General features: G+C 39.4%; 24 protein-coding genes. 1 reads left to right on the forward strand and 23 read right to left on the reverse strand.

Annotation, left to right across the window (positions count from 1 at the left end):
• Positions 1–9: 9 nt before the first annotated feature.
• The 14 genes from rpsI to T375_RS10580 all read right to left on the reverse strand — a co-directional run bounded on the left by rpsI (position 10) and on the right by T375_RS10580 (position 11,190).
• On the reverse strand, positions 10–408 hold the full coding sequence (gene rpsI / locus T375_RS10515) for a 30S ribosomal protein S9 (RefSeq protein ID WP_033154489.1): 399 nt from the start codon (positions 406–408) through the stop codon (positions 10–12).
• A gap of 13 nt (positions 409–421) precedes the next feature.
• The gene (gene rplM, locus T375_RS10520; RefSeq protein ID WP_033154490.1) at positions 422–850 is read right to left on the reverse strand and encodes a 50S ribosomal protein L13; all 429 of its coding nucleotides are present in this window, start codon (positions 848–850) and stop codon (positions 422–424) included.
• 256 nt (positions 851–1,106) lie between these two features.
• Positions 1,107–1,343 carry a hypothetical protein gene (locus T375_RS10525; protein ID WP_044938157.1) on the reverse strand — a complete coding sequence of 79 codons (237 nt, stop codon included), beginning with the start codon at positions 1,341–1,343 and terminating at the stop codon, positions 1,107–1,109.
• A 75-nt stretch (positions 1,344–1,418) separates the two neighbouring features.
• The gene (locus tag T375_RS10530) at positions 1,419–2,366 is read right to left on the reverse strand and encodes a HipA domain-containing protein (RefSeq protein ID WP_044938159.1); all 948 of its coding nucleotides are present in this window, start codon (positions 2,364–2,366) and stop codon (positions 1,419–1,421) included.
• A 1-nt stretch (position 2,367) separates the two neighbouring features.
• Positions 2,368–2,688: a HipA N-terminal domain-containing protein gene (locus T375_RS10535; protein WP_044938161.1), complete on the reverse strand. Its 321-nt coding sequence runs from the start codon at positions 2,686–2,688 to the stop codon at positions 2,368–2,370.
• Positions 2,681–2,896 carry a type II toxin-antitoxin system Y4mF family antitoxin gene (locus tag T375_RS10540; RefSeq protein WP_044938163.1) on the reverse strand — a complete coding sequence of 72 codons (216 nt, stop codon included), beginning with the start codon at positions 2,894–2,896 and terminating at the stop codon, positions 2,681–2,683. Before T375_RS10540 ends, T375_RS10535 begins: the two co-directional genes overlap by 8 nt.
• A gap of 112 nt (positions 2,897–3,008) precedes the next feature.
• Positions 3,009–3,743: a tRNA pseudouridine(38-40) synthase TruA gene (truA, locus tag T375_RS10545; protein ID WP_033154492.1), complete on the reverse strand. Its 735-nt coding sequence runs from the start codon at positions 3,741–3,743 to the stop codon at positions 3,009–3,011.
• 1 nt (position 3,744) lies between these two features.
• Entirely contained in the window at positions 3,745–4,545 is an 801-nt protein-coding gene (locus T375_RS10550; protein WP_044938165.1) for an energy-coupling factor transporter transmembrane component T family protein, read from the reverse strand.
• Positions 4,546–4,588: 43 nt separating this feature from the next.
• Positions 4,589–6,349 (reverse strand): energy-coupling factor transporter ATPase, encoded by a 1,761-nt coding sequence (locus T375_RS10555; RefSeq protein WP_044938493.1) that lies wholly within the window; start codon positions 6,347–6,349, stop codon positions 4,589–4,591.
• A gap of 8 nt (positions 6,350–6,357) precedes the next feature.
• Complete coding sequence (gene trmL, locus T375_RS10560; RefSeq protein ID WP_044938167.1) at positions 6,358–6,855, reverse strand: tRNA (uridine(34)/cytosine(34)/5-carboxymethylaminomethyluridine(34)-2'-O)-methyltransferase TrmL; 498 nt, start codon at positions 6,853–6,855, stop codon at positions 6,358–6,360.
• 1 nt (position 6,856) lies between these two features.
• Entirely contained in the window at positions 6,857–8,023 is a 1,167-nt protein-coding gene (locus T375_RS10565; protein WP_044938169.1) for a pyridoxal phosphate-dependent aminotransferase, read from the reverse strand.
• Positions 8,020–8,502: an Lrp/AsnC family transcriptional regulator gene (locus T375_RS10570; RefSeq protein WP_033154496.1), complete on the reverse strand. Its 483-nt coding sequence runs from the start codon at positions 8,500–8,502 to the stop codon at positions 8,020–8,022. Before T375_RS10570 ends, T375_RS10565 begins: the two co-directional genes overlap by 4 nt.
• Before the next feature lie 25 nt (positions 8,503–8,527).
• Positions 8,528–9,511, reverse strand: coding sequence for an AIR synthase family protein (locus tag T375_RS10575; RefSeq protein ID WP_044938171.1), 984 nt, complete (start codon positions 9,509–9,511; stop codon positions 8,528–8,530).
• Positions 9,512–9,513: 2 nt separating this feature from the next.
• Entirely contained in the window at positions 9,514–11,190 is a 1,677-nt protein-coding gene (locus T375_RS10580; RefSeq protein WP_049960410.1) for a VanW family protein, read from the reverse strand.
• A 173-nt stretch (positions 11,191–11,363) separates the two neighbouring features.
• Here T375_RS10580 and T375_RS10585 point away from each other — a divergent pair, with 173 nt between their 5' ends.
• Positions 11,364–11,975 (forward strand): hypothetical protein, encoded by a 612-nt coding sequence (locus T375_RS10585; protein ID WP_044938173.1) that lies wholly within the window; start codon positions 11,364–11,366, stop codon positions 11,973–11,975.
• Between the two features lie 33 nt (positions 11,976–12,008).
• Here T375_RS10585 and T375_RS10590 read toward each other — a convergent pair whose 3' ends face one another.
• The 9 genes from T375_RS10590 to T375_RS10630 form a co-directional block, all read right to left on the reverse strand.
• Positions 12,009–12,593 carry a manganese efflux pump gene (locus tag T375_RS10590; protein WP_044938175.1) on the reverse strand — a complete coding sequence of 195 codons (585 nt, stop codon included), beginning with the start codon at positions 12,591–12,593 and terminating at the stop codon, positions 12,009–12,011.
• 116 nt (positions 12,594–12,709) lie between these two features.
• Entirely contained in the window at positions 12,710–13,276 is a 567-nt protein-coding gene (locus T375_RS10595; RefSeq protein ID WP_044938178.1) for a TetR/AcrR family transcriptional regulator C-terminal domain-containing protein, read from the reverse strand.
• An 8-nt stretch (positions 13,277–13,284) separates the two neighbouring features.
• Positions 13,285–13,518 carry a hypothetical protein gene (locus tag T375_RS10600; protein WP_044938181.1) on the reverse strand — a complete coding sequence of 78 codons (234 nt, stop codon included), beginning with the start codon at positions 13,516–13,518 and terminating at the stop codon, positions 13,285–13,287.
• Positions 13,518–14,087 carry an HdeD family acid-resistance protein gene (locus tag T375_RS10605; protein WP_044938184.1) on the reverse strand — a complete coding sequence of 190 codons (570 nt, stop codon included), beginning with the start codon at positions 14,085–14,087 and terminating at the stop codon, positions 13,518–13,520. The genes T375_RS10600 and T375_RS10605 overlap by 1 nt, the downstream gene beginning before the upstream one ends.
• A gap of 3 nt (positions 14,088–14,090) precedes the next feature.
• The gene (locus T375_RS10610) at positions 14,091–14,978 is read right to left on the reverse strand and encodes a DegV family protein (RefSeq protein ID WP_044938187.1); all 888 of its coding nucleotides are present in this window, start codon (positions 14,976–14,978) and stop codon (positions 14,091–14,093) included.
• Positions 14,979–15,055: 77 nt separating this feature from the next.
• Entirely contained in the window at positions 15,056–17,785 is a 2,730-nt protein-coding gene (locus T375_RS10615; protein WP_044938190.1) for an ATP-binding protein, read from the reverse strand.
• Positions 17,785–19,230 carry an HD domain-containing phosphohydrolase gene (locus tag T375_RS10620; RefSeq protein ID WP_044938200.1) on the reverse strand — a complete coding sequence of 482 codons (1,446 nt, stop codon included), beginning with the start codon at positions 19,228–19,230 and terminating at the stop codon, positions 17,785–17,787. The genes T375_RS10615 and T375_RS10620 overlap by 1 nt, the downstream gene beginning before the upstream one ends.
• A gap of 70 nt (positions 19,231–19,300) precedes the next feature.
• A complete protein-coding gene (locus tag T375_RS10625; RefSeq protein WP_044938203.1) occupies positions 19,301–19,798 on the reverse strand; it encodes a Gx transporter family protein in 498 nt (165 codons plus the stop codon).
• 20 nt (positions 19,799–19,818) lie between these two features.
• Positions 19,819–20,196 carry a NusG domain II-containing protein gene (locus T375_RS10630; protein WP_044938206.1) on the reverse strand — a complete coding sequence of 126 codons (378 nt, stop codon included), beginning with the start codon at positions 20,194–20,196 and terminating at the stop codon, positions 19,819–19,821.

A 20,196-nucleotide genomic window follows, 5' to 3' on the forward strand; every position in this document is an offset into this window, starting at 1 on the left:
AGCAGATGATTATCTCTTTGAGAACTGAGGAGCACGACGTGCGGCTTTGAGACCGTACTTCTTACGCTCTTTCATTCTAGGATCTCTTGTAAGGAATCCAGCAGCCTTAAGTGTAGGTCTGTACTCAGCATCTACCTCAAGGAGTGCACGTGAGATACCGTGTCTGATAGCACCAGCCTGGCCAGTGTATCCGCCACCCTTTACGTTAACGATAACGTCGAACTTGTCAGCTGTGTTTGTAGCTACAAGTGGCTGACGAACAACTACCTTTAATGTCTCAAGACCAAGGTACTCGTCAATATCTCTCTTATTTATAGTGATCTTACCTGTGCCAGGTACAAGATATACTCTAGCAACTGAAGACTTTCTTCTACCAGTTCCATAATACTTTGTTGTATTCTTAGCCATGATCTACCTCCTATTAAAATGTAAGCACTTCTGGCTTCTGTGCCTGCTGCTTGTGCTCTGGTCCAGCGTATACGAAAAGCTTTGTGTACATCTGACGACCAAGTGGTCCCTTTGGAAGCATGCCCTTAACAGCGTGCTCGATAACTCTCTCTGGATGTGTGTTAAGCATATCGCGAAGAGAAGTCTCCTTCATACCACCAACATAATCTGAGTGATGATAGTAAATCTTCTGATCAAGCTTCTTACCTGTAACCTTAATCTTCTCTGCATTAACTACGATTACATAGTCACCACAATCAGCGTGTGGAGTGAAGACTGGCTTATTCTTACCTCTTAAAACCTTTGCAACTTCTGCTGAAAGACGTCCAAGTGTCTGGCCCTCAGCGTCAACTACATACCATTTTCTCTCAATCTGAGATGGGTTTGGCATATAAGTATTCATGAGAATTCCTCCTTAAATAAATCTAAAAAAGCTCCCAAGCCGGTGATGTCCGGGCACCTGCAAGGAATGTTATAGTAAAACCTGCCTCCGGGCTAATGGACGCAAGTCTCCTTACTACATCAACCGTTACATTGTACAATAGGAATCCGTATCCGTCAACCATAAAATTGGACTATATAGCATTTAATAATAATCAATTATAGACTGTGCCATATCTATTATATAAATCAATTTACTGTATGGTACTCTCCCTGCTCTACCATACTTCTCTACCTACATGTTTTCCCCATTCTATTTCTGTAGAAGCCTGTAATGGCTTTCCTGATAGTTCAACATACTCCTCCAATGTTTTATGTCTGAATCTAAAGCCAGTAGCTATTAATTCCTTAATTTGCTCATCATTAAGCTTTTCAATAACTTCCATATCCAATAGTTTCCCTTCACTTAATCCAAAAGCATATTTTCCAAGACGTTTAGCTCTTTCCTTTTTCATAACCTCTACATCCTCATAAAATACTCACTAACACCTTCTAAAATCAGAGTTTTTCATTATAAACAAGAGCTACATCTATTGAAATATGCTAATGCGTTCCGATAGCAATTTACTCATACTTTCCTTCATATCATCTGGTAACAGGGATATTTCTATTTCCTCAAGAAAGCTTTTTTCAACCTTACATATTTTTGACATAAGCTTCTCGGCGGTTTTTTTATTCAAACCTAGACTCTCCGCTAATAACAAGAAATCTTTTTTTCGGATATTACGCTTCTTTCCATTAACCGTTAATGCCATCTGCTCTTTATCCGCCGGCATTATTACATTAACAGGTAACAAATCATAAGCCGCAGAAAGACCAAAGATTCTACTTTGAGGCTCATTTTCAATTAATGAAAAATTCTTAAGATGCATATCAGAATTACCAGTAGCAAAGCAAAATAGCAATCTATAGAATAATTCCGATTTATCTACACCGACATTTTTTGAATATCTAGAAATCACTTTTCCGCAGTTCTCATAAGACCCTTTGTATTTATCAGAAGTTAATCGATTTGATAACTGACAAAAGTCCTCCATGGCGTACATTTTGCCATCTTCTCTATCAATACGCTTTGTAATATAAGCGTAATCTTCATTTACTTTTATCAATCCATTAGGAACAGTCTTTATTCCTACCATTTCCGCCAACTTCATAGACAAATACTCTGCTTCTGGCAGAGCCCGAAAATCTTCTGATTGAGGCTTTAAAATATATCCTGTTGGATAATCTACAATGGTAAATCTCCCAGTTTTATCCTGCTTATCAAGATGAAGGGACAGTTTCTTTTGAACGCCAGGCACTGTTAATCCTTTATTAACAGTTGAATTAGCTAATGCTTCCAACTGCTCTTCTGTAATATCAATCTCCGGAATAGCAACTGTACCAAAAAAATTCTTAATACATTTATTATGCCACAAAACCTTAGCTTCATAATCAGACGGGCTATTTAGTTCTTTATTACAAAATAAACATCTCATATTATTCCTCTGGTATTACGTATACATCACCGATACAATCTCTACATGCTGCAAGAAGTAAACCAAATCTATCTTTACCATCTATTTTCCAATTACGTTCTACAACACCCAATAGCCATCCTTCTGGAATAAGACCATCAAAAAATGGAAATAAAATATTTGATTTATATGGTTCATTTGTTAATGGTAAAGTAAGACTAATAGGCTTAGCATTCTCATCAGATAAATAGCTTTCATCATAAGAATACTCATATCCATCATCGGTCTCCTTTATAGCTCCAGCATATTTATTTTGAACATAAACCTTCCCAATTCTAGCCATTTACTTCACCTCTATCTATTTCACCCGGAACTGCTTGCATACCAAACATAGCAAGAGCCTGATTGACTTTATCCATTCGGACAGTCTCCTTGCCCTGCTCAAGTTCGCGCACAAAACGTAAACCCAATCCAGATCTAATTGCAAACTCCTCTTGGGTTAATCCAGCTTTCTTTCGTTCAGTTTTTATAAATTCAGCTATATTATTCATAAAATAAATATACACCCTATCGGGTATAAATTCAACTAATTACAGAAGATTTATACCCGTTAGGGTGTACTTCGATATCGAAACAACATTTTTATACCCGTACGGGTATATTTTATTCATATTCAATTCCAATCATAGTAAGTCCGTGAGCTGGAGCGGTTGGGCCAGCAAGCTCGCGGTTGCGGCCACGGAATATTTCAAGCATGTACATTGGCTCCATCTCTCCTGCACCTACTTTGATAAGTGTGCCGGCGATGATACGTACCATGTTGTATAGGAATCCATCACCTGTAAGGCGGATATGGATGACATCGTCTTCTTTGTAGACCTTTGCTGTGTAGATGGTGCGGACACGGGATTTAACCTGTGCCTTTACTGATGAGAATGAAGTGAAATCGTGCTGACCAATAAGGTAAGCTGCTGCTTCATTCATTTTATCTACATCCAAATCGTAATAATAGTGGAATGTATCCTTGCGCTTTGTAGGGTCTGGCATCTTGCGGTTTAAGATTTTGTATTCGTATGTCTTGCGGCAAGCAGCATAACGTGGGTGGAAATCATCCTCCACCTGACAGGAATACTGAACCACAATATCGTCAGGCAAACGCTGATTCAGAGCAAAGCTGATTTTATCAGCAGGCATTCTTGAATTAGTGTCAAAGACAGCTACATTTCCAAGTGAATGCACTCCTGCATCTGTACGGCTTGCTCCCATAATTGAAATTGGCTCCTGCAAAAGATCTGTAAGGGCCTCATTCAATTTCTGTTCGATTGTCACTCCATTTGGCTGAATCTGCCAGCCACTATAGTTACTGCCATCATAGGCAACTACTATCATTACTCTCATATTACAAAATAACCTTTACTGCAAAAAATAGGATGATGTAAAGGGCTACACAAATATATGCTCTCTGATCAAGTGAATTATACTTGAGAGGATGCATCTTTGTTCGGCCTTCGCCACCATTATAACATCTTGCCTCCATGGCAAGTGATAAATCGTTAGCTCTTCTAAAAGCTGAAACAAAAAGTGGTACTAAAAGTGGCACCATGTTTTTGGCCTTTGTGATAAGTCCGCCTGATTCAAAATCAGCGCCTCTAGCCATCTGTGCCTTCATGATTTTATCTGTCTCCTCGATGAGGATTGGAATGAATCTGAGGGCAATTGACATCATCATTGAAATCTCATGTACTGGCACATTGAACTTTTTCATGAAACCAAGTGATTTCTCCAAACCATCTGTAAGCTGATTTGGTGTAGTTGTAAGTGTCATGATTGATGTACCAACAATAAGAAGAATCATTCTGCTAGTCATAAGCACAGCATTTTTAAGTCCCACATCTGAAATAGAAAGAATCCAAAATGATACTAAAGTCTTTCCAGGTGTAAGGAACAAATTGAAAAGGCCGGCAATGATAAGCAATACAACAATTGCCTTTAGGCCCTTTACCATAAATGAAAATGGCACATGGCTAAGTCTGATAATGCCTATCATTGACAACAAAACTATTGCAAACAACACTGCATTGTCTGCTGAAAATAATGTGATGATAAAAACCAGAGTAGAAAACAGCTTCACTCTTGGATCCAATGAATGAAGAACTGATTCTGCTGGATAATATTGTCCTAATGTAATTTCTCGTAGCATATTTATAATCCTTTTTTAGTCCAAGCCAATAAGGTCTCGGCTATTATTTACAAGCTTTCAAAATGGATTCTGTTGCTTCTGAAACTGTTGTTGCAGAGGCATCAACATCATAACCCATTTCCTTTAAATCATTCATAACATATGTTACCTGTGGAGCGGCAAGTCCCATCTTTTCAAGCTCCTTGTAGTGAGCAAAGACTTCCTTTGGTGTGCCGTCGAAAGCTGGGCGACCTGCATCCATTACGATGATACGGTCAACGTAATTGGCCACATCCTCCATGGAATGAGAAACCAAAATAACTGTATCTTTTCGTTTTTCATGCATATCGGAAATAAGACCAAGTATATCATCTCTTCCCTTTGGGTCAAGGCCTGCTGTTGGCTCGTCCAAAATTAGCACTGCCGGTTTCATTGCAATTACACCAGCGATAGCAGCTCTACGCTTCTGTCCACCTGAAAGCTCAAATGGCGATGCAAGATATAATTCTTCTGGAAGCTTAACCAAACCGAGGGCCTCGTATGCTCTCTTGATTTGTTCCTTTTCATCGAGCCCCTGATTCTTAGGGCCATACTGAACATCTTTGAATACAGTTGTTTCAAAAAGCTGATGTTCAGGATACTGGAACACCATTCCTACCTGTGTACGTAAGTCTCTGATATCAAAATCCTTGTCGTAGATATCCTGACCATTGTAGTAGATTGTACCCTCGGTAGCCTTTTCCAATCCATTCAAATGCTGCACTAGAGTAGATTTACCACTACCTGTATGGCCTATGATACCGATGAACTCTCCCTCTTTTATAGAGAGATTAACATCATCAAGAGCCTTTACTTCATATGCTGTATTTGGAGAATACTTGTATGAAACATGATCAAGTATTAACACGTTCTTTTTATCGGCCTCTGCTTCTGCTGCTGGCTTTTCTGTAGTCTGTCCAGCCGCTGCCTTTTTCATCCCAAGCTGTGTGAGAGCATCTACAAGTTCCTTTCTTGTAAGGACGCATTCTGGTAGATCAAGACCTGCTTTTCTAAGCTCATGAGCAAGAAGTGTAACCTGAGGAACATCAAGGCTGTGCTCCTTGAGAAGCTCAACATCCTTGAAAATCTCCCTTGGCTTGCCTTCCATAAAGACCTTGCCCTTTTCCATTACGTAGACATAGTCAGAATCAACAACCTCTTCCATGTAATGAGTAATCAATATTACAGTGATTCCCTTTTCACGATTGAGAGTGTGAACTGCACGAAGCACATCTGCTCGTCCATCAGGATCAAGCATGGCTGTTGGCTCATCCAAAATGATGCATTTTGGCTCCATTGCCATAACACCTGCTATTGCTACTCTTTGCTTTTGTCCACCTGATAATTTGTTTGGAGAATGAGCTTTGTACTTTGTCATTCCAACCATCTTTAAAGACTTATCAACTCGTTCCACAATCTGTTCGGTAGGAACGCCGATGTTTTCTGGTCCGAAAGCCACGTCTTCTTCTACAACACTGGCTATTATTTGATTATCAGGATTTTGGAAAACCATACCTGCAGTCTGACGTACTGCAAATGTGTACTCATCATCAGATGTGTTCATCTCGTCTACCCAGATTGTACCTTCTGATGGAGTAAGAAGCGCATTAATGTGCTTTGCGAATGTAGATTTGCCTGAACCATTGTGTCCTAAAATAGATATGAACTGTCCTGGTTCAACGTTGAGATTAACGTGGTCGAGGGCAAGCTGAATGCTCTCCACATTGCCCTCTTCATCACGTCTAATATATTCATGTACTAATTCTTTTGACCTTATTATTGCCATGGTACCCACTATTCCTTCCAGTTGAGTCTATGCAAATTGCCCTCAGTTTCAAGTCCAAGGAAATCATTCTGTCTCAGTGCTTCGTATAAAACAACAGCAACTGAATTTGATAAATTAAGTGATCTAATATCGTGTCCCATTGGAATACGAACGCAATTCTCCTCATTTTCAACAAGGATTTCTTCAGGGATGCCTGCTGATTCCTTGCCAAACATAATGTAGCAGTCTGGTTCATAATTCACCTGGGTGTGTGTCTTTTTGGCTTTTGTAGTAGCCATATAAACCTTTGCATCAGGATTCTTTGCCTTGAAATCTTCCCAATCATCATATCGGAATACTTCTAGCTTATCCCAATAATCCATACCGGCTCTTTTCACAGTCTTGTCTGTAAGCACAAAACCAAGTGGCTCAATCAAATGAAGACGTGTGCCCGTGGCACAGCATGTACGCCCAATATTTCCAGTGTTTGCTGGAATTTCGGGCTCATGTAATACAATATTTAACATTTTAACTCCTTAATTCTTCCACGAATTCTTCGATGCGGTCCATGGCGCGTTTAAGATTTTCAAGAGAATATGCATAAGAGATACGCACATTTCCTTCACCACTAGCTCCAAATGCTGTGCCTGGAACTACCGCAACTTCCTTTTCGCGAAGAAGCTTTGTACAAAATTCTTCTGAACTCATTCCGAATTCTGCAATCGATGGGAAAATGTAGAATGCGCCGTATGGCTCAAAACATTTAATTCCCATTTTCTTGAAACGATTCACAAGATATCTACGTCTGTCATTATACTCTTCGCGCATGTTTGCAACATCCTCGTCACAATCGCGAATAGCTGTAACAGCTGCATACTGACTTGTTGTAGGTGCACACATAATAGCAAACTGATGAATCTTTGTCATCTGCTTTACAAGGATTTCTGGTGCACATACATATCCCAATCTCCATCCAGTCATAGCATGGCTCTTTGAAAAGCCATTGATGTAAATTGTTCTTTCCTTCATTCCTGGGAAGCTGGCAATTGAAACATGTCCTTCACCAGTGTATGTAAGCTCTCCGTAGATTTCATCTGTGAGAACAAACAAATCGTATTTTTTGACAAGCTCTACGATTGGCTCCAAATCTTCTTTTTCCATAACAGCACCTGTTGGGTTGTTTGGGAAAGGCATGATAAGAAGCTTTGTCTTGTCTGTGATGGCTGCCTCAAGCTCATCCGGCTTAAGTCTGAATTCGTTTTCTTCCTTAAGGTTGATAGGCACTGGCTTACCACCTGCCAAAATGGTACAAGGCTCATAAGAAACATAGCTAGGCTGTGGAATAAGAACCTCATCACCTGGATCAAGCATAGCTCGAAGCGCTATGTCGATACCCTCTGAACCACCGACTGTCATAAGCATTTCAGTAAGTGGATTGTATTCTAGATTATAATGGCGCTTTAAAAAATCAGCGATTTCAATACGAAGCTCCTTTAAACCTGAGTTTGAAGTATAGAATGTACGGCCTCTCTCAAGAGAATAGATTGCTTCGTCTCTAACCTTCCATGGTGTATCAAAGTCTGGCTCACCAACACCGAGTGAGATAGCATCTGGCATTTCTGCAACAATATCGAAAAACTTACGGATACCAGATGGTTTAATTTCTGTAATAGTTTGATTTAAAGGATTTCTCATAAGCTCACCTTCTCCCTCTCATCAACATGCTTTTCCGCCATAATTATGCCGTGGTCCTTGTATTTCTTAAGGACAAAGTTAGTCTGTGTACTAAGCACTGAATCAAGTGGAGAAAGCTTAGCAGAAACAAAATCTGCAACCTCTCTAAGTGTGTGGCCCTCAATTGAAACCATGAAATCATAGCTTCCTGAGATCAAATAAACAGCATCAACTTCAGGATAGTTGTAGATGCGCTCAGCTACCTTATCAAAACCCATACCTCTCTGAGGTGTAACTCGTACCTCAATAAGAGCTGATACCTTTTCTACGCTTGCCTTATCCCAGTTGATAAGAGTAGGATAGCCGCAAATGATGTGCTCGTTTTCCATTGCCTCAAGCTCGTTCATGATTGTAGCCTCGTCTGTACCAAGCATCATGGCTAAATCTGCTAAATCAATCCTACTGTTATGTTCAATATAAGTTAAAATCTTTTCTCTCATTATAATCACCCCTAAACTTTCTTAGCTAATGTACGTTATACAATGCGTCTGTCTTTGGCGGCTCAAGGAATCGTTCCTCATCACCATTTATTACACGCTTATCATTCGAAGAGTTGGACTTCCCGATAATGGCGGATGCTACCCCCGCATCACGAAGCTTTCTAACAAGCCCATTGCCATCCTCGGTTGCGATTAGCATCGCTCCTGAAGAAATTAACTCGTATGGATTAATTCCGAAAAACTCGCAGACTTCGATAGTCTCCTGTTTTACTGGAATGGCTTTTAAATCAACATCAAGGCCAACGCCTGAGGCCTCTCCCATCTCCCAAAGTGCACCAAATATACCGCCTTCAGTAACATCGTGCATAGCTGCTACGCCATGCTCCACAGCAATGCGACTTTCTGGAAGAACGCTAAGATACTGATCAAAGCTCTTTGCTGTGTCAATCAACGACTGTGGAAGGCGCTCTAACAATTCCTTTTCGTGGTCCTTTGCGATGATGGATGTACCTTCAAGACCAATCCACTTTGTGAGAACGATATCCATGCCCGGCTTTGCCCCACCTGTAGAAATCATCTGGCCTTTCTTAACCTTGCCAACTGCTGTCACGGAAATGAGTGGCTGATTGACAGCCTCTGTAACCTCTGTGTGACCGCCGATAACCTGTACATTGTAGCGTTTGCATGCTGCATCCACCTGTTCCATGATGGCCTTTAGCTTTGCTTCTCTCATACGTGGTGTGAGAAGCACTGTAAGAAGGATGCCGATAGGCTCTGCACCTGCACTTGCCAAGTCATTTACAGAAATGGTAACTGCAAGCTCACCAATATCGGATGCTGTACCGGTAATTGGGTCAGTGGAAAGAACGATTTCTTCGTCTGGGCCAACGCTCAGTGTGGCACAGTCCTCGCCAATTCCTGGGCCATTGCCAACCTCTGGTCGTTTTACATGTAGTTGTTTAATGACGGAGCGCTTAAGAACGCTCTCTGGTAATTTTCCAATTTCCATAATTATATTTCTGAGTTGTCTGTAACTGTTGTGTCTGTATTAGTGTCTGTAGTTGTATCTGTAGTGGTGTCTGTTGTTGTGTCTGTTGTTGTGTCCGTTGTTGGATTTGTAACAGAATACTTTGGAGTAATTTCAAATGGTGTTGAATTAACTACTCCTGGTGCATACATAGAGATAGCTGCTGCTATTGTGGCTGCATCCTGTGTGTTCACCGCCTGAAGCATAGCATATGAAAGATTTGGATCTGTCGATGCTATACCTACAGTAACTGTTCTGTTGGATGGATTGTAACGGCTGTTGTTGTAAACATCACGGCTTACTTCCTCACCATTTTCATAAACAATCTTCCAAAGACGAGCTGTGTATCCTGTGTGACCACTGACTGTAGTAGTCATTTTACCAAGTGGTACATTTGGATCTGCAACCCATGTGGTAGCCTGAACATTCACACCTGTAATTTCTGTTTCGTATTCAACGCTGTGACCAGCATCATCCTCTTCCTTACCATAGATATTGAAATATGCATTGTTGCCATCACAATATCCCTCGATATAGATAGGATAATTTTTATTGTTTCGAATCTGGAAGTCCTTTCCACCAGATTCTGCAATAGCTGCATCCTGTGAAGGTGGTACGTATGTGACAATCATGGAGTGACATGAACGAGTGATTACCTCTAATTCCGCCTCTCTCACTGCACCGTATAAAGTAGTAGAAACCTGGCAAATACCACCGCCGTAAGTCTCTACAGTAGTTCCGTTTTCGTATGAGCCTGCAAGCATGTAGCCATTTTCTGCTGAGAATGGGGTGATTGTATTAAGCACTGAAAATTCATCACCTGGATAAAGGATGGTGCCATTAATAAATCCAACGCCATTTGCAACGTTATTTTTACGAGCTGCAGATGATGAACTGTAGTCTGTACTGTAGCTTCCAAGCAAATCTGTGATTTCCGCAAGCTCTTCCTTACTTCCTCTAGGTTCTTTGACCTCTGTTGCAAGTGCTATTGTAGCTGTGCTTCCATCCCAGCTATTTTCAATATAATCAACAATGATAGCTGCTGATTCTTCAATCTGAACGACTACACCAGATGTTCCTTCATGGAATACGAATTCTCCGTTTTCTCTGGTAAGATAGTCATCACTGGCTTCGTCATTTACCTGTGTAGATGCTGAATTAAGATAGAGGATAACTCCATCCTTATCAACTCCAAGTGATAAAGCAAAATCCTTTGTACGACCTTCTGCTAAATCCTGTGATGCTTTGAATCTCTCACCGAAATTACCATATGAGCCGTATGTGGCAGCCTTAACTGTAACGTCGCTATTTTTAGCCCCGATGCAAAGGTCAGCTCCAGTAGCAGATATAGTCTGGTCATTAGCTGATAAAGTGAATTCAACATCATCATACTGTGAAAAATAATCAGCTACTACTGCATCTGCCTCAGTAACTGTCATTCCACCAACTGATATTCCTTCGATGGTGATGCCATCAGGAATAATTCTGTCATCAGTTTCATCTGCAACTGCTGATTCAGCCTCTTCGTTGGCAAGCTCTTCGTCCGATACGGATGCTTCAGATTCTTCTATTTCATCTGCTTGAACAAAGGTAGTATTTGCAAAAAGACCACTAACCATGCTTGCTGCCAATAATATAGGTAATATGTTCTTTCTATTCATAACAAAATCCTCTTTACATTAGATTGTGCGCAAAGTAAACTTAGATTATAGCAGCAGCGAATGTGGTAAATACCATGCATACAAGCACTACTACAAGGATTGCTCCTGCGATTATTTGATGCTTCTTAGAACGCTTCATATAAATACCTCACTTAATATGTAAAGGAGAAACCATGGGCTTCCCGATTTTACCTTTTTTCTTAATATTCTTAATTTGGCTGACCTTTAGAATAAAGAGTCTTGATGCTAAACAAGAAAAACAGCAGAAAGATTTTTGGGACCGCGAAAGGGCCGCAAATATAACCCCTGCAAAAGATATATCTAATCTAAGATATATTACCATTCCAATAGAGAAATTTCCATTAAATTTTACTGATGACCCAAAAGTTCTTGAAATCGAAAATGAACTTCAAGAATTGTCTACACACAAGCTTTTAAACCTCACAGGAAAGTCAAATACAGATTTAAAACTGGAGTATGGAGTGCCAAATTTTGAAACCATGACCAAAATTGGCGAGGATTTCGATAGATTATGTGTTTTACTTAATTCATACGCTAAAATCCTTAAGGAGGCGGGCCTGCACAAAGATGCTCTTGAGACACTGGAATTTGCTGTAGGTATCGGTTCCGATATCAGCGAAACCTACACTCTTCTGGCTGATTACTATAGAGAAAATGGTCAAGACCAAAAGCTTGAATTCCTAAAAAGTAAAGTATCAAGCAGTGAAATGCTTTTAAAGGATTCCATCCTTAAGAAAATCGATCCATATAATTCACTTGCATAAAAAAAGAGCTTACAGAAATCTGTAAGCTCTTTTTTAGATAATCTCTATAACTCTGTGTAAAAATATCTCTGCGCCAACGCCCCATAAAAGAGCTGCGCCAGCTACGTATGCAACTGTTTTCATTTCGAATCCGAAGTGAAGACCTGTGTAAAGGCCTGCTAAAACCATCAATACTGAAATAAGAAGAATGATGGTTATAATCTGCCAGATTGTAGTTCCTACAAGGCCGCATGCACATCCTGCAGCTGCTGTATAGATGCATGAGACAACAACAATTTTGATGTAATCCCAAACTCTAAGAACATCCTTGCGCTTTTCCTGTATGAATTCTCTCTTGATAGCCTTTGCAATAAGACGAATACCAAGAAATGCTAATACTACAACTGCTACTATCTCGCCGTAATTCATAGGATCTGACACATATCCGTTTATAGCAAGCAGTCTGCAAATAACAAAACCAATAAAATAAAAAATCAATTCCAACCCTGCCACTACCGTACAAGCGATAACTATGGTGCGCTTTCTAATGCGAGCAATCATAGCTCCCTGTATTTCCATAGCGGCAAATACATCTAACAAAATACCTGCTATCATCAGCAGGTTTTCCAACCAGCTCATATATTTCCTAACTCCGTTCCTAATATATCTTTATAATATCTCTAATTTTTATTTACTAAAATATTCAACCACCAAACCATGTTTGTTAGCAAGATACAATGTAATATATTTGTATTCTACTTGTTTGAAACTATTTCAATCAGCGAATTATGGAACAATTTAACGTAAACGTCTGTTAATTCTTCAACTGGTACTGTCATGCCTCGTTTAATCCACTGTATTGTAATCCAGCTAATAGAGTGGCCTAAAAACTCTGCCACAAGCTCTTTGGAGAGCCATTTATAATCGGCCATCTGTACAAGGCTTTCAACATCAATATACTTTTGAACAGCATTTGCAACGCATCTGTTGTATATTTCGTTGAAAGAATTCTGTCCCTCCAACTGTGCTGCACGCTTATAGAAATCCTTTTCCTTTTCCATAGTAGTATGCACAAAAGTGATTGCCTCTTTTAACATCCCATTGGACAATAGCGGATCTATAGGTCTAAACAATTCATTGACGGTAATCCATTCAAGCAGTTCGTATTTATCCTGAAAGTGATTGTAGAATGTTGGACGAATTACGCCCGCCTTATCAGTAATCTCTTTAATTGTAATTTTCTCAATAGGTTTTGTTTTAGCAAGCTCTTTTAAGCTTTCAGCAAGAACAATATCTATTGCATTCTGCGATTGATTATTCATATATCTCCTTAAGAATCCTGGTATTCAACTGTAACATAGAAGCCCTTAGGGGTTTCTTTTACATCTACCACTTTTCCCTCTTTGGCCTTAATACGCTCCAAAGTTGTGTAATTTGCCGACATAGCAAAAGACCTGCCTAACACATAATAATATGAATTAGGCAGCTCGTATTCTGTGATGGAAAGCACGTCTCCTATATTAAGGAGACCTGTGCGTTCCATTTTAAATTCCATTTGACCCATTATATATCTTCCTCTCGGGTAATTGTTCCATCTACAACAGAGCCTGTTGCTTTTCTAACCTTGTGAACAATACCAAAATCTGCAATTCCATCATATATAAGCATAATACCAATAACCTGAACAGCCACAGCAACAAGCTTAAAGGCAGCCGCAATACAAACGACACCAAGTGCCATTTTTAGCACAGCAAAAATATATGATATCCATACACGAGAAGCATGGGCTTTTGTTGCTTCAATTGACATCCCCAAATCCTGAACACCATGTACTATAAGAATTACGCCGATGGCGATAGGAATGATAGAAACAATTGAAGATGGTGCTTTAAAAATCCATACACCAATTATTGCTAGAATAGCTCCAACAACTATTCCAAGTGCATTCATTCCAAATTCATAAATCTGGCTGACTATCACTGATATACCAGCCAAAACAATAATACATGCAATAACTCGGCTAATTGTTATTAAGCTTTCCTCTGGAAATATCAAAAGCATAATACCAATAATAACACTGAGTAGTGCAGATATTGTAATATTTAGTCTTAGGCTTTTAATTTTCTCTTTCATAATTTATCTCTCTTTTTCTCTGCCCCAGAATCCAATTGCTACTGTACCTGGACCAGTGTGTGCTCCAATAGTAGGACCAATATCGAAAATACGGATTTTCTCTTTCATCTTAGGGAATGCTTCCTCAAGCATATCGGCCATTTCCCTAGCATCATCGTAGCAAACAGAGTGAGTGATGAAGATATTCTGATCGTAATCTTCACCATTTTCAATACGCTCTTTTACCGCTGCAAGAGCTGCCTTCTTAACCATCTTTTTACCACGACACTTCTGTCTTGGAATAAGCTTTCCTTCATCGTTGACATTTAAAAGTGGGCAGATATTTAAAGCTGTACCAAACCATCCAGAAATCTTTGATACACGACCACCTCTGATAAAGAATGTAAGGTCTGTAGTGAAGAACCATGTGTTCTGATTCTGGATATGATCAGCTGTCCACTTAACTAATTCATCGAAGCTGTAGCCTTCATCACGAAGTGTAGCAAGCTTGTCCATAAATAAGCCATAACCAGCTGAAGCTGTAAGACTATCAAAAACTACAAGCTTTCTGTCAGGGAACTCTTCTCTAAGCTCCTCTGCAGCGATTCTAGCAGAATTGATAACACCTGAAATACCGCTGGCAAGTGTTAAATGGATAACATCCTTTCCCTGCTCTAAAAACTTTCTAAAATATGCTGTAAATTCATCTGCATTAACCTGAGATGTCTTTGTCATAGCGCCATCTACCATAGCACCATAAAAATCCTGTGGAGACATTGATTTGAATAAATCGTCTACATATGGCTTGTCATCTAAATAATAGTGAAAGCAGATATGCTCAATGTTCTTTTCCTTTAAAAACTCTTCTGTCACGTCCGCTGTAGAACAGCAGCTAATAATAAAATCTCCCATAAACCATCCTATTCCATAAAAAAATTTCAACCTGTTTGAGTATAACGCAACACATTATTGAATTGCAACACGCTCAATTATTTTAACTGAAGATATTCCTCCAAAATCTGGGTACCTTCTTCGTATTCCAGGTTGTCGTAGGCCTCCCGCAAAGTGCCATAAAGTGCTAATAATTCTTGATTTTTTTCGGTCTTATCAAGCTTTTCAAGTGCCTCTTCTATAGCGTTCAAATCATATTTATCAAAAGCATCAAGCAGTTCCTTAAGAATATCTGTTACATCTTCATTAGAACTGTCTATTATTTCGATTTGCTCCTCTATACCATTTGGTGCAAGCTGAGTAAGCTCCTTTGTGGCATCCTCAACTACTTCGCAAAGCGCATTAAGGAACTCATCCATATGTGCATCAACATAACTCCATGTTTCTGACTTTGCTGCCATTTCCATTATCTGAGCCTGCTCGGCAAAAGTTTCTCTGCCAATTTGTTTGCTGACGCCACCTATGCCATGTACCTTTACCTTAAACATTTCCTTATCGTTTTTACGATAGTTAGGCAAGTTCAAAAGAAGTGGCTGCATTTCCTTAACGAATGTATCCAAAGTCTTTTGATATACACTACTGTTTTGACGATTTCGTGTGACAACAGAAACCACTGTTTCCCTGTCGTTCTTTTCTGCCAAATCCTTTGGCATATACTTATCCATGATTTCCTGAAGCTTAACACCCATAATAGGCTTTGCAAGGAAATCGCTGAAGCCATATTCTGCCACAACGTGTCTAGCATTTTCTTCAGAATTTGCAGTAACGAGAACAATTGGCACATTAGAAAACTCACGAATCTTCTTGCAAGCTTCCGAGCCACTGACTGGCATCATCATCTGATCTAAAAATACTAAATCGTAGCGATTGTCCTTGACTGCATCGATGGCAGATGCACCATCTGGCACAGTAATAACTTCGCATTTCCATGGTAAGAGGAACTGCTGCATAATTTCCAGATTGATACGCATATCATCAGCCACAAGCACCCTAGCCCTAGGATAGATGTAGTCAACCTTATCTGGAAGACCATGGAAGCCTTGATTTGGATTAAGAAGTGTTCGTCTGTTAAGAACACGTTCCATCAATCGCTCACCACCGCACTGTTTCTGATAGAAGTAGCCTTTGAATACAGAACCAGATATTCCATCGCTTTCGGCTGTGATTGAGCCACCAAGCTTTGCAACAAGCTGACGAGTAATGGCAAGACCAAGACCTGTTCCTTCTGTATCTACTCCATCAGCGGATGAAACGTACTCATTGAACACCTCTTCAAGCTGTTCTGGAGACATTCCCTGACCTGTATCTGCAACTGAAAAATCAACTCTTACTCTGCCATCATCAAGTTCTTCAAAGGAAATCTCAGCGTGAATGGTTCCCTTGTCTGTATACTTCACCGCATTTGAAAAGATATTTTGGAAAATCTCTCTTACACGTATAGCATCACCATACAAGTATCTAGGGTAAGATGATGTAATTGCCAGATTAAAGTCTATTGGCTTTGACTGAATATTTAATATTGTGGAGTATGCCATATCCTCCAGGTTGGCATTTAAATCATATTCCTTTTCAGTAAACTCAAACTTTCCTGCTTCAAGCTTGCTGTAATCAAGAATTGCATTTACAAGCTCAAGCAAGTTTTCTGAAGCTCTCTTGATATTAGAAATAAGATTCTTGTTCTTTTCTGAGATATCCTTCTTTGTGGCAAGAATATCGCTTACACCCATAATGGCATGAAGTGGACTTCTAAGCTCATGGGACATCTGTGCTAAGAACTGACTCTTTCTTGCAGTTTCTTTCTTGGCATTTGTAGCCTCTTTATGTTCTTGAGTAATATCTACAGCTGAAATGATATAGCCCTTTACTTCTTGCCCCTCTGTAACAGGCGCGTAATGTACTCTATACCATCTTTCGCAGGCATAATACTCGCTGTCATTTCTTTCTCTTTTTACCATGTTTTCCGCAAGGACGAATTTGCTTTCTGTAGTTCCATCCTCAAAAGCAAAGCCTATGCCCTGTCCATCTGCAAATAGCTCCAGAGCCTTTTGATTGGCATCGATAATATAAAACTCTGAGTTTACAAGAGCTATTGGGCGTTCAGTTCTATCAAAAATAGTTGATTTAAGAATTGTTGCTGTATCCTCAATTCTGTTTGACATAGCAAGCCAGAAGAAAATGACGCAATCAATTGCAAATGCTACAGATCTTATTGCATCCATTCCTAGTAAATAGTCGTGCAAAAAATATCCTGTAATAGCAACTATAAATGCCAAAAGCATGTATCTTCCAACGATAATATCAATTCTGTCAAAATATGCCTTTGATGGTGTTTTAAGCTCAACTATTACTGAAGACATGAATACAAATATTATTGCAAGCATATCTCCATCAACTTGCTTTGGAATTCCAAAATAATACTCTATAAAATCGTATACACATAGAGCAATCATTATGGTAACTGCAATTGTTATTATTACGGCCACATTTTTAGGTGTTTTTATAAACAAGAAATAGAAAAACATCATAAACATGATGACCAGTGCACACATGTCGCATAGCAGATGTAAGAAATCCACTGTATCCTGACTATGAACAAATGGAATAATACACAGATAGAAATCGTACACAGTGATAATCCCTGCTATAGTAGGCAGTATTCTGTGTCTGCTAAGATAAACATCATTTGATACTAGCTTTATAAATGTGAAAAACCCAATTGCTACACATACTACATTAAGTAAGTATGATAAAGTAAACACCCCGTTCATTATTCAGCATCTCCTCGTCCTGTAATAATTCTCTTTAACTCGGATTTGATAAATGTAGGCTGAAACGGTCTAACTATATAACCGCTAGCTCCCACTTCTCTACACCTTTTCACTGTTTCACTGTCATTTAAAGCAGTAACAAACAGAATCGGTATTTCCAAGTGTAACTGTTCCCTGATTCTTCTGGCTGTCTCTACGCCATCAAGTCCCGGCATATCAACATCCATAACAATGGCATCCACTGGCTCATTCTTTTCCAAATACTTAATAGCCTGATTACCATTCTTTAAAAGAGTCAAGTCGTAGAAATACTCCAAAATTCCCCTCGCCATTTGGAGATTAGTCATCATGTCGTCTACCACCATGACTTTGTATCTTTCATAAGCTTGAATCATAACATTACGCTCTTCCTCTGATTCTCGAGAGAAAGAATCTGCACTAGCTGCCGCAACCAATGTGATATTAAGATAATCTTTTTCGGTCAGGTCTATTGTGGTGCCATCCATAAGCCTGATGATTGGTCGTAAATTGTGGAAGCCACTGTTTTCAACAATAATACAATGTCTACCGTCTGACATAATCATTTCAGTACCCTTAGGATAAAGTGGCACATGTTTGAGAAGAGCCATAACCACATCCCTGTCAAACATGATTCCACAAGCACCCATCATATATTCAGAAACCTCATATGCAGAATAAGGATTCTTGTACGGCCTTTTGGATAATAGAGCATCAAAAACATCCGCCACATGGATGATTTTGGTGTAATCGGTCATGTCCTCAGCTGTAATTCCTCTTGGATAACCACTACCATCCACATTTTCATGATGGAAAAGCACCGCCACCTTTACATTAGGAGCGACATCCCATCGTTCTTTCAGCATGTCATAACTCATCTGAGCATGGCTTTTCATTATCTGATACTCTTCTTGGGTTAAGCGTCCCTCTTTATTTAAGATTTCACTAGGAATAGCCATTTTGCCAAGATCATGAAGAAGTCCTGCCAATGCCAACTCTTCAAGAGCCTTTTCATCGTAGTCTAAGGAAAGACCGATAATTGCACAATAAAGCGCCACATTGACTGAATGAGAATATGTATAGTCATCTGTCTCACGCAAGTCATTCATATCAATGGTGATAGAAGCCTTTGATAGAATCTCCTCAACCATTTCCTTGGCAACTATCATACATCCATCAATATCCTGCCTGCGGACACAATCTATACCTTTACCTCGCAAGACTGGCGAGATGATTGGTTCTACTTCGATATCCTTTGAAAGCTCATCTGATATGTATAATCCGTCAAATCCAAGTGATTTCAATCTGTCTATGTATTCTTTTGTAAGTTCTGCTTTCCCTCCAAGCAAAACTCGCCCATATGAATCAAATACTTCCGAACCAAGCTTCATACCTGGTTCCAACTGGGACATGTTTATATATCTCATAAGACCGCCTTAAAATATTTTATATAATACTATATTATACTATCTTTTGCGTAACAAAAAAACCTCAGATTTAAAACCTGAGGTTTCTACGTAACCTTTCCACAATCATTGCCGCTAAAACTCCGATTACCACACCAGAAATAGTTCCAATGATTACTAAAAATGGTAAATAATAAATCAAACCAGCCGTTTCAAGAACAAGCATAGCTACTATGATTTGGCCTACGTTGTGAAATACACCACCAAGCACGCTAACGCCTGTGATTGAAAGCTTTTTTGTTTTCATGCCAATAAGCATCATTAAATATGACAGAGCTGCTCCTGCTATTGAATACATTGTCATAGCAAGATTGCCAAATGTAAGCCCTACTAATAAAACTCTTATTATGGATAAAACTAGAGCGTCCTTTTTTCCGATAATAAAAAGAGCAACTACCACAGCAAGATTTGCCAGACCAATTTTGGCTCCTGGAATTCCGATGCTAAATGGAAGTAAAAACTCAATATAGGAAAGAACAAAAGCAAGGGCAATAAATAAACCAAGTAGTGCCACCTTATTTGTTTTCATAATCTATACCTGCAAGACTATTAATGGGTAGAACCATCAATATCTCTTTCCTCACCGTTAACAATTTCTGCTATCAATCCGTTTGGAAGACAAACTATCATTTCTTTTGAGTAATGAATATGCATATGGTTTACACAGATTTGATCTGGGCAGCTGGCTTCGGAAATCTGAGCCTCCCCATCCTTAATCTCAAGAACGTTGTAAGAACCATCTTCGAATTCTATTCTTTCGGTAGTGTCCTTATTAAGAGGATACTTGCCGTACTCCACTCCATCTATAGTAACTAATACATAAGCCTGATTTGCAGTGTTGTATTTCTGATACAAGCTCATGCCAAGCCAGAATACGACAGCTACTACTAAAACAGTTATTATTAGTTTTAAATCATTTTTCTTCAT

Source organism: Pseudobutyrivibrio sp. LB2011, from assembly GCF_000701765.1.
In the GTDB taxonomy this organism is placed as follows: Bacteria; Bacillota; Clostridia; order Lachnospirales; family Lachnospiraceae; genus Pseudobutyrivibrio; species Pseudobutyrivibrio ruminis.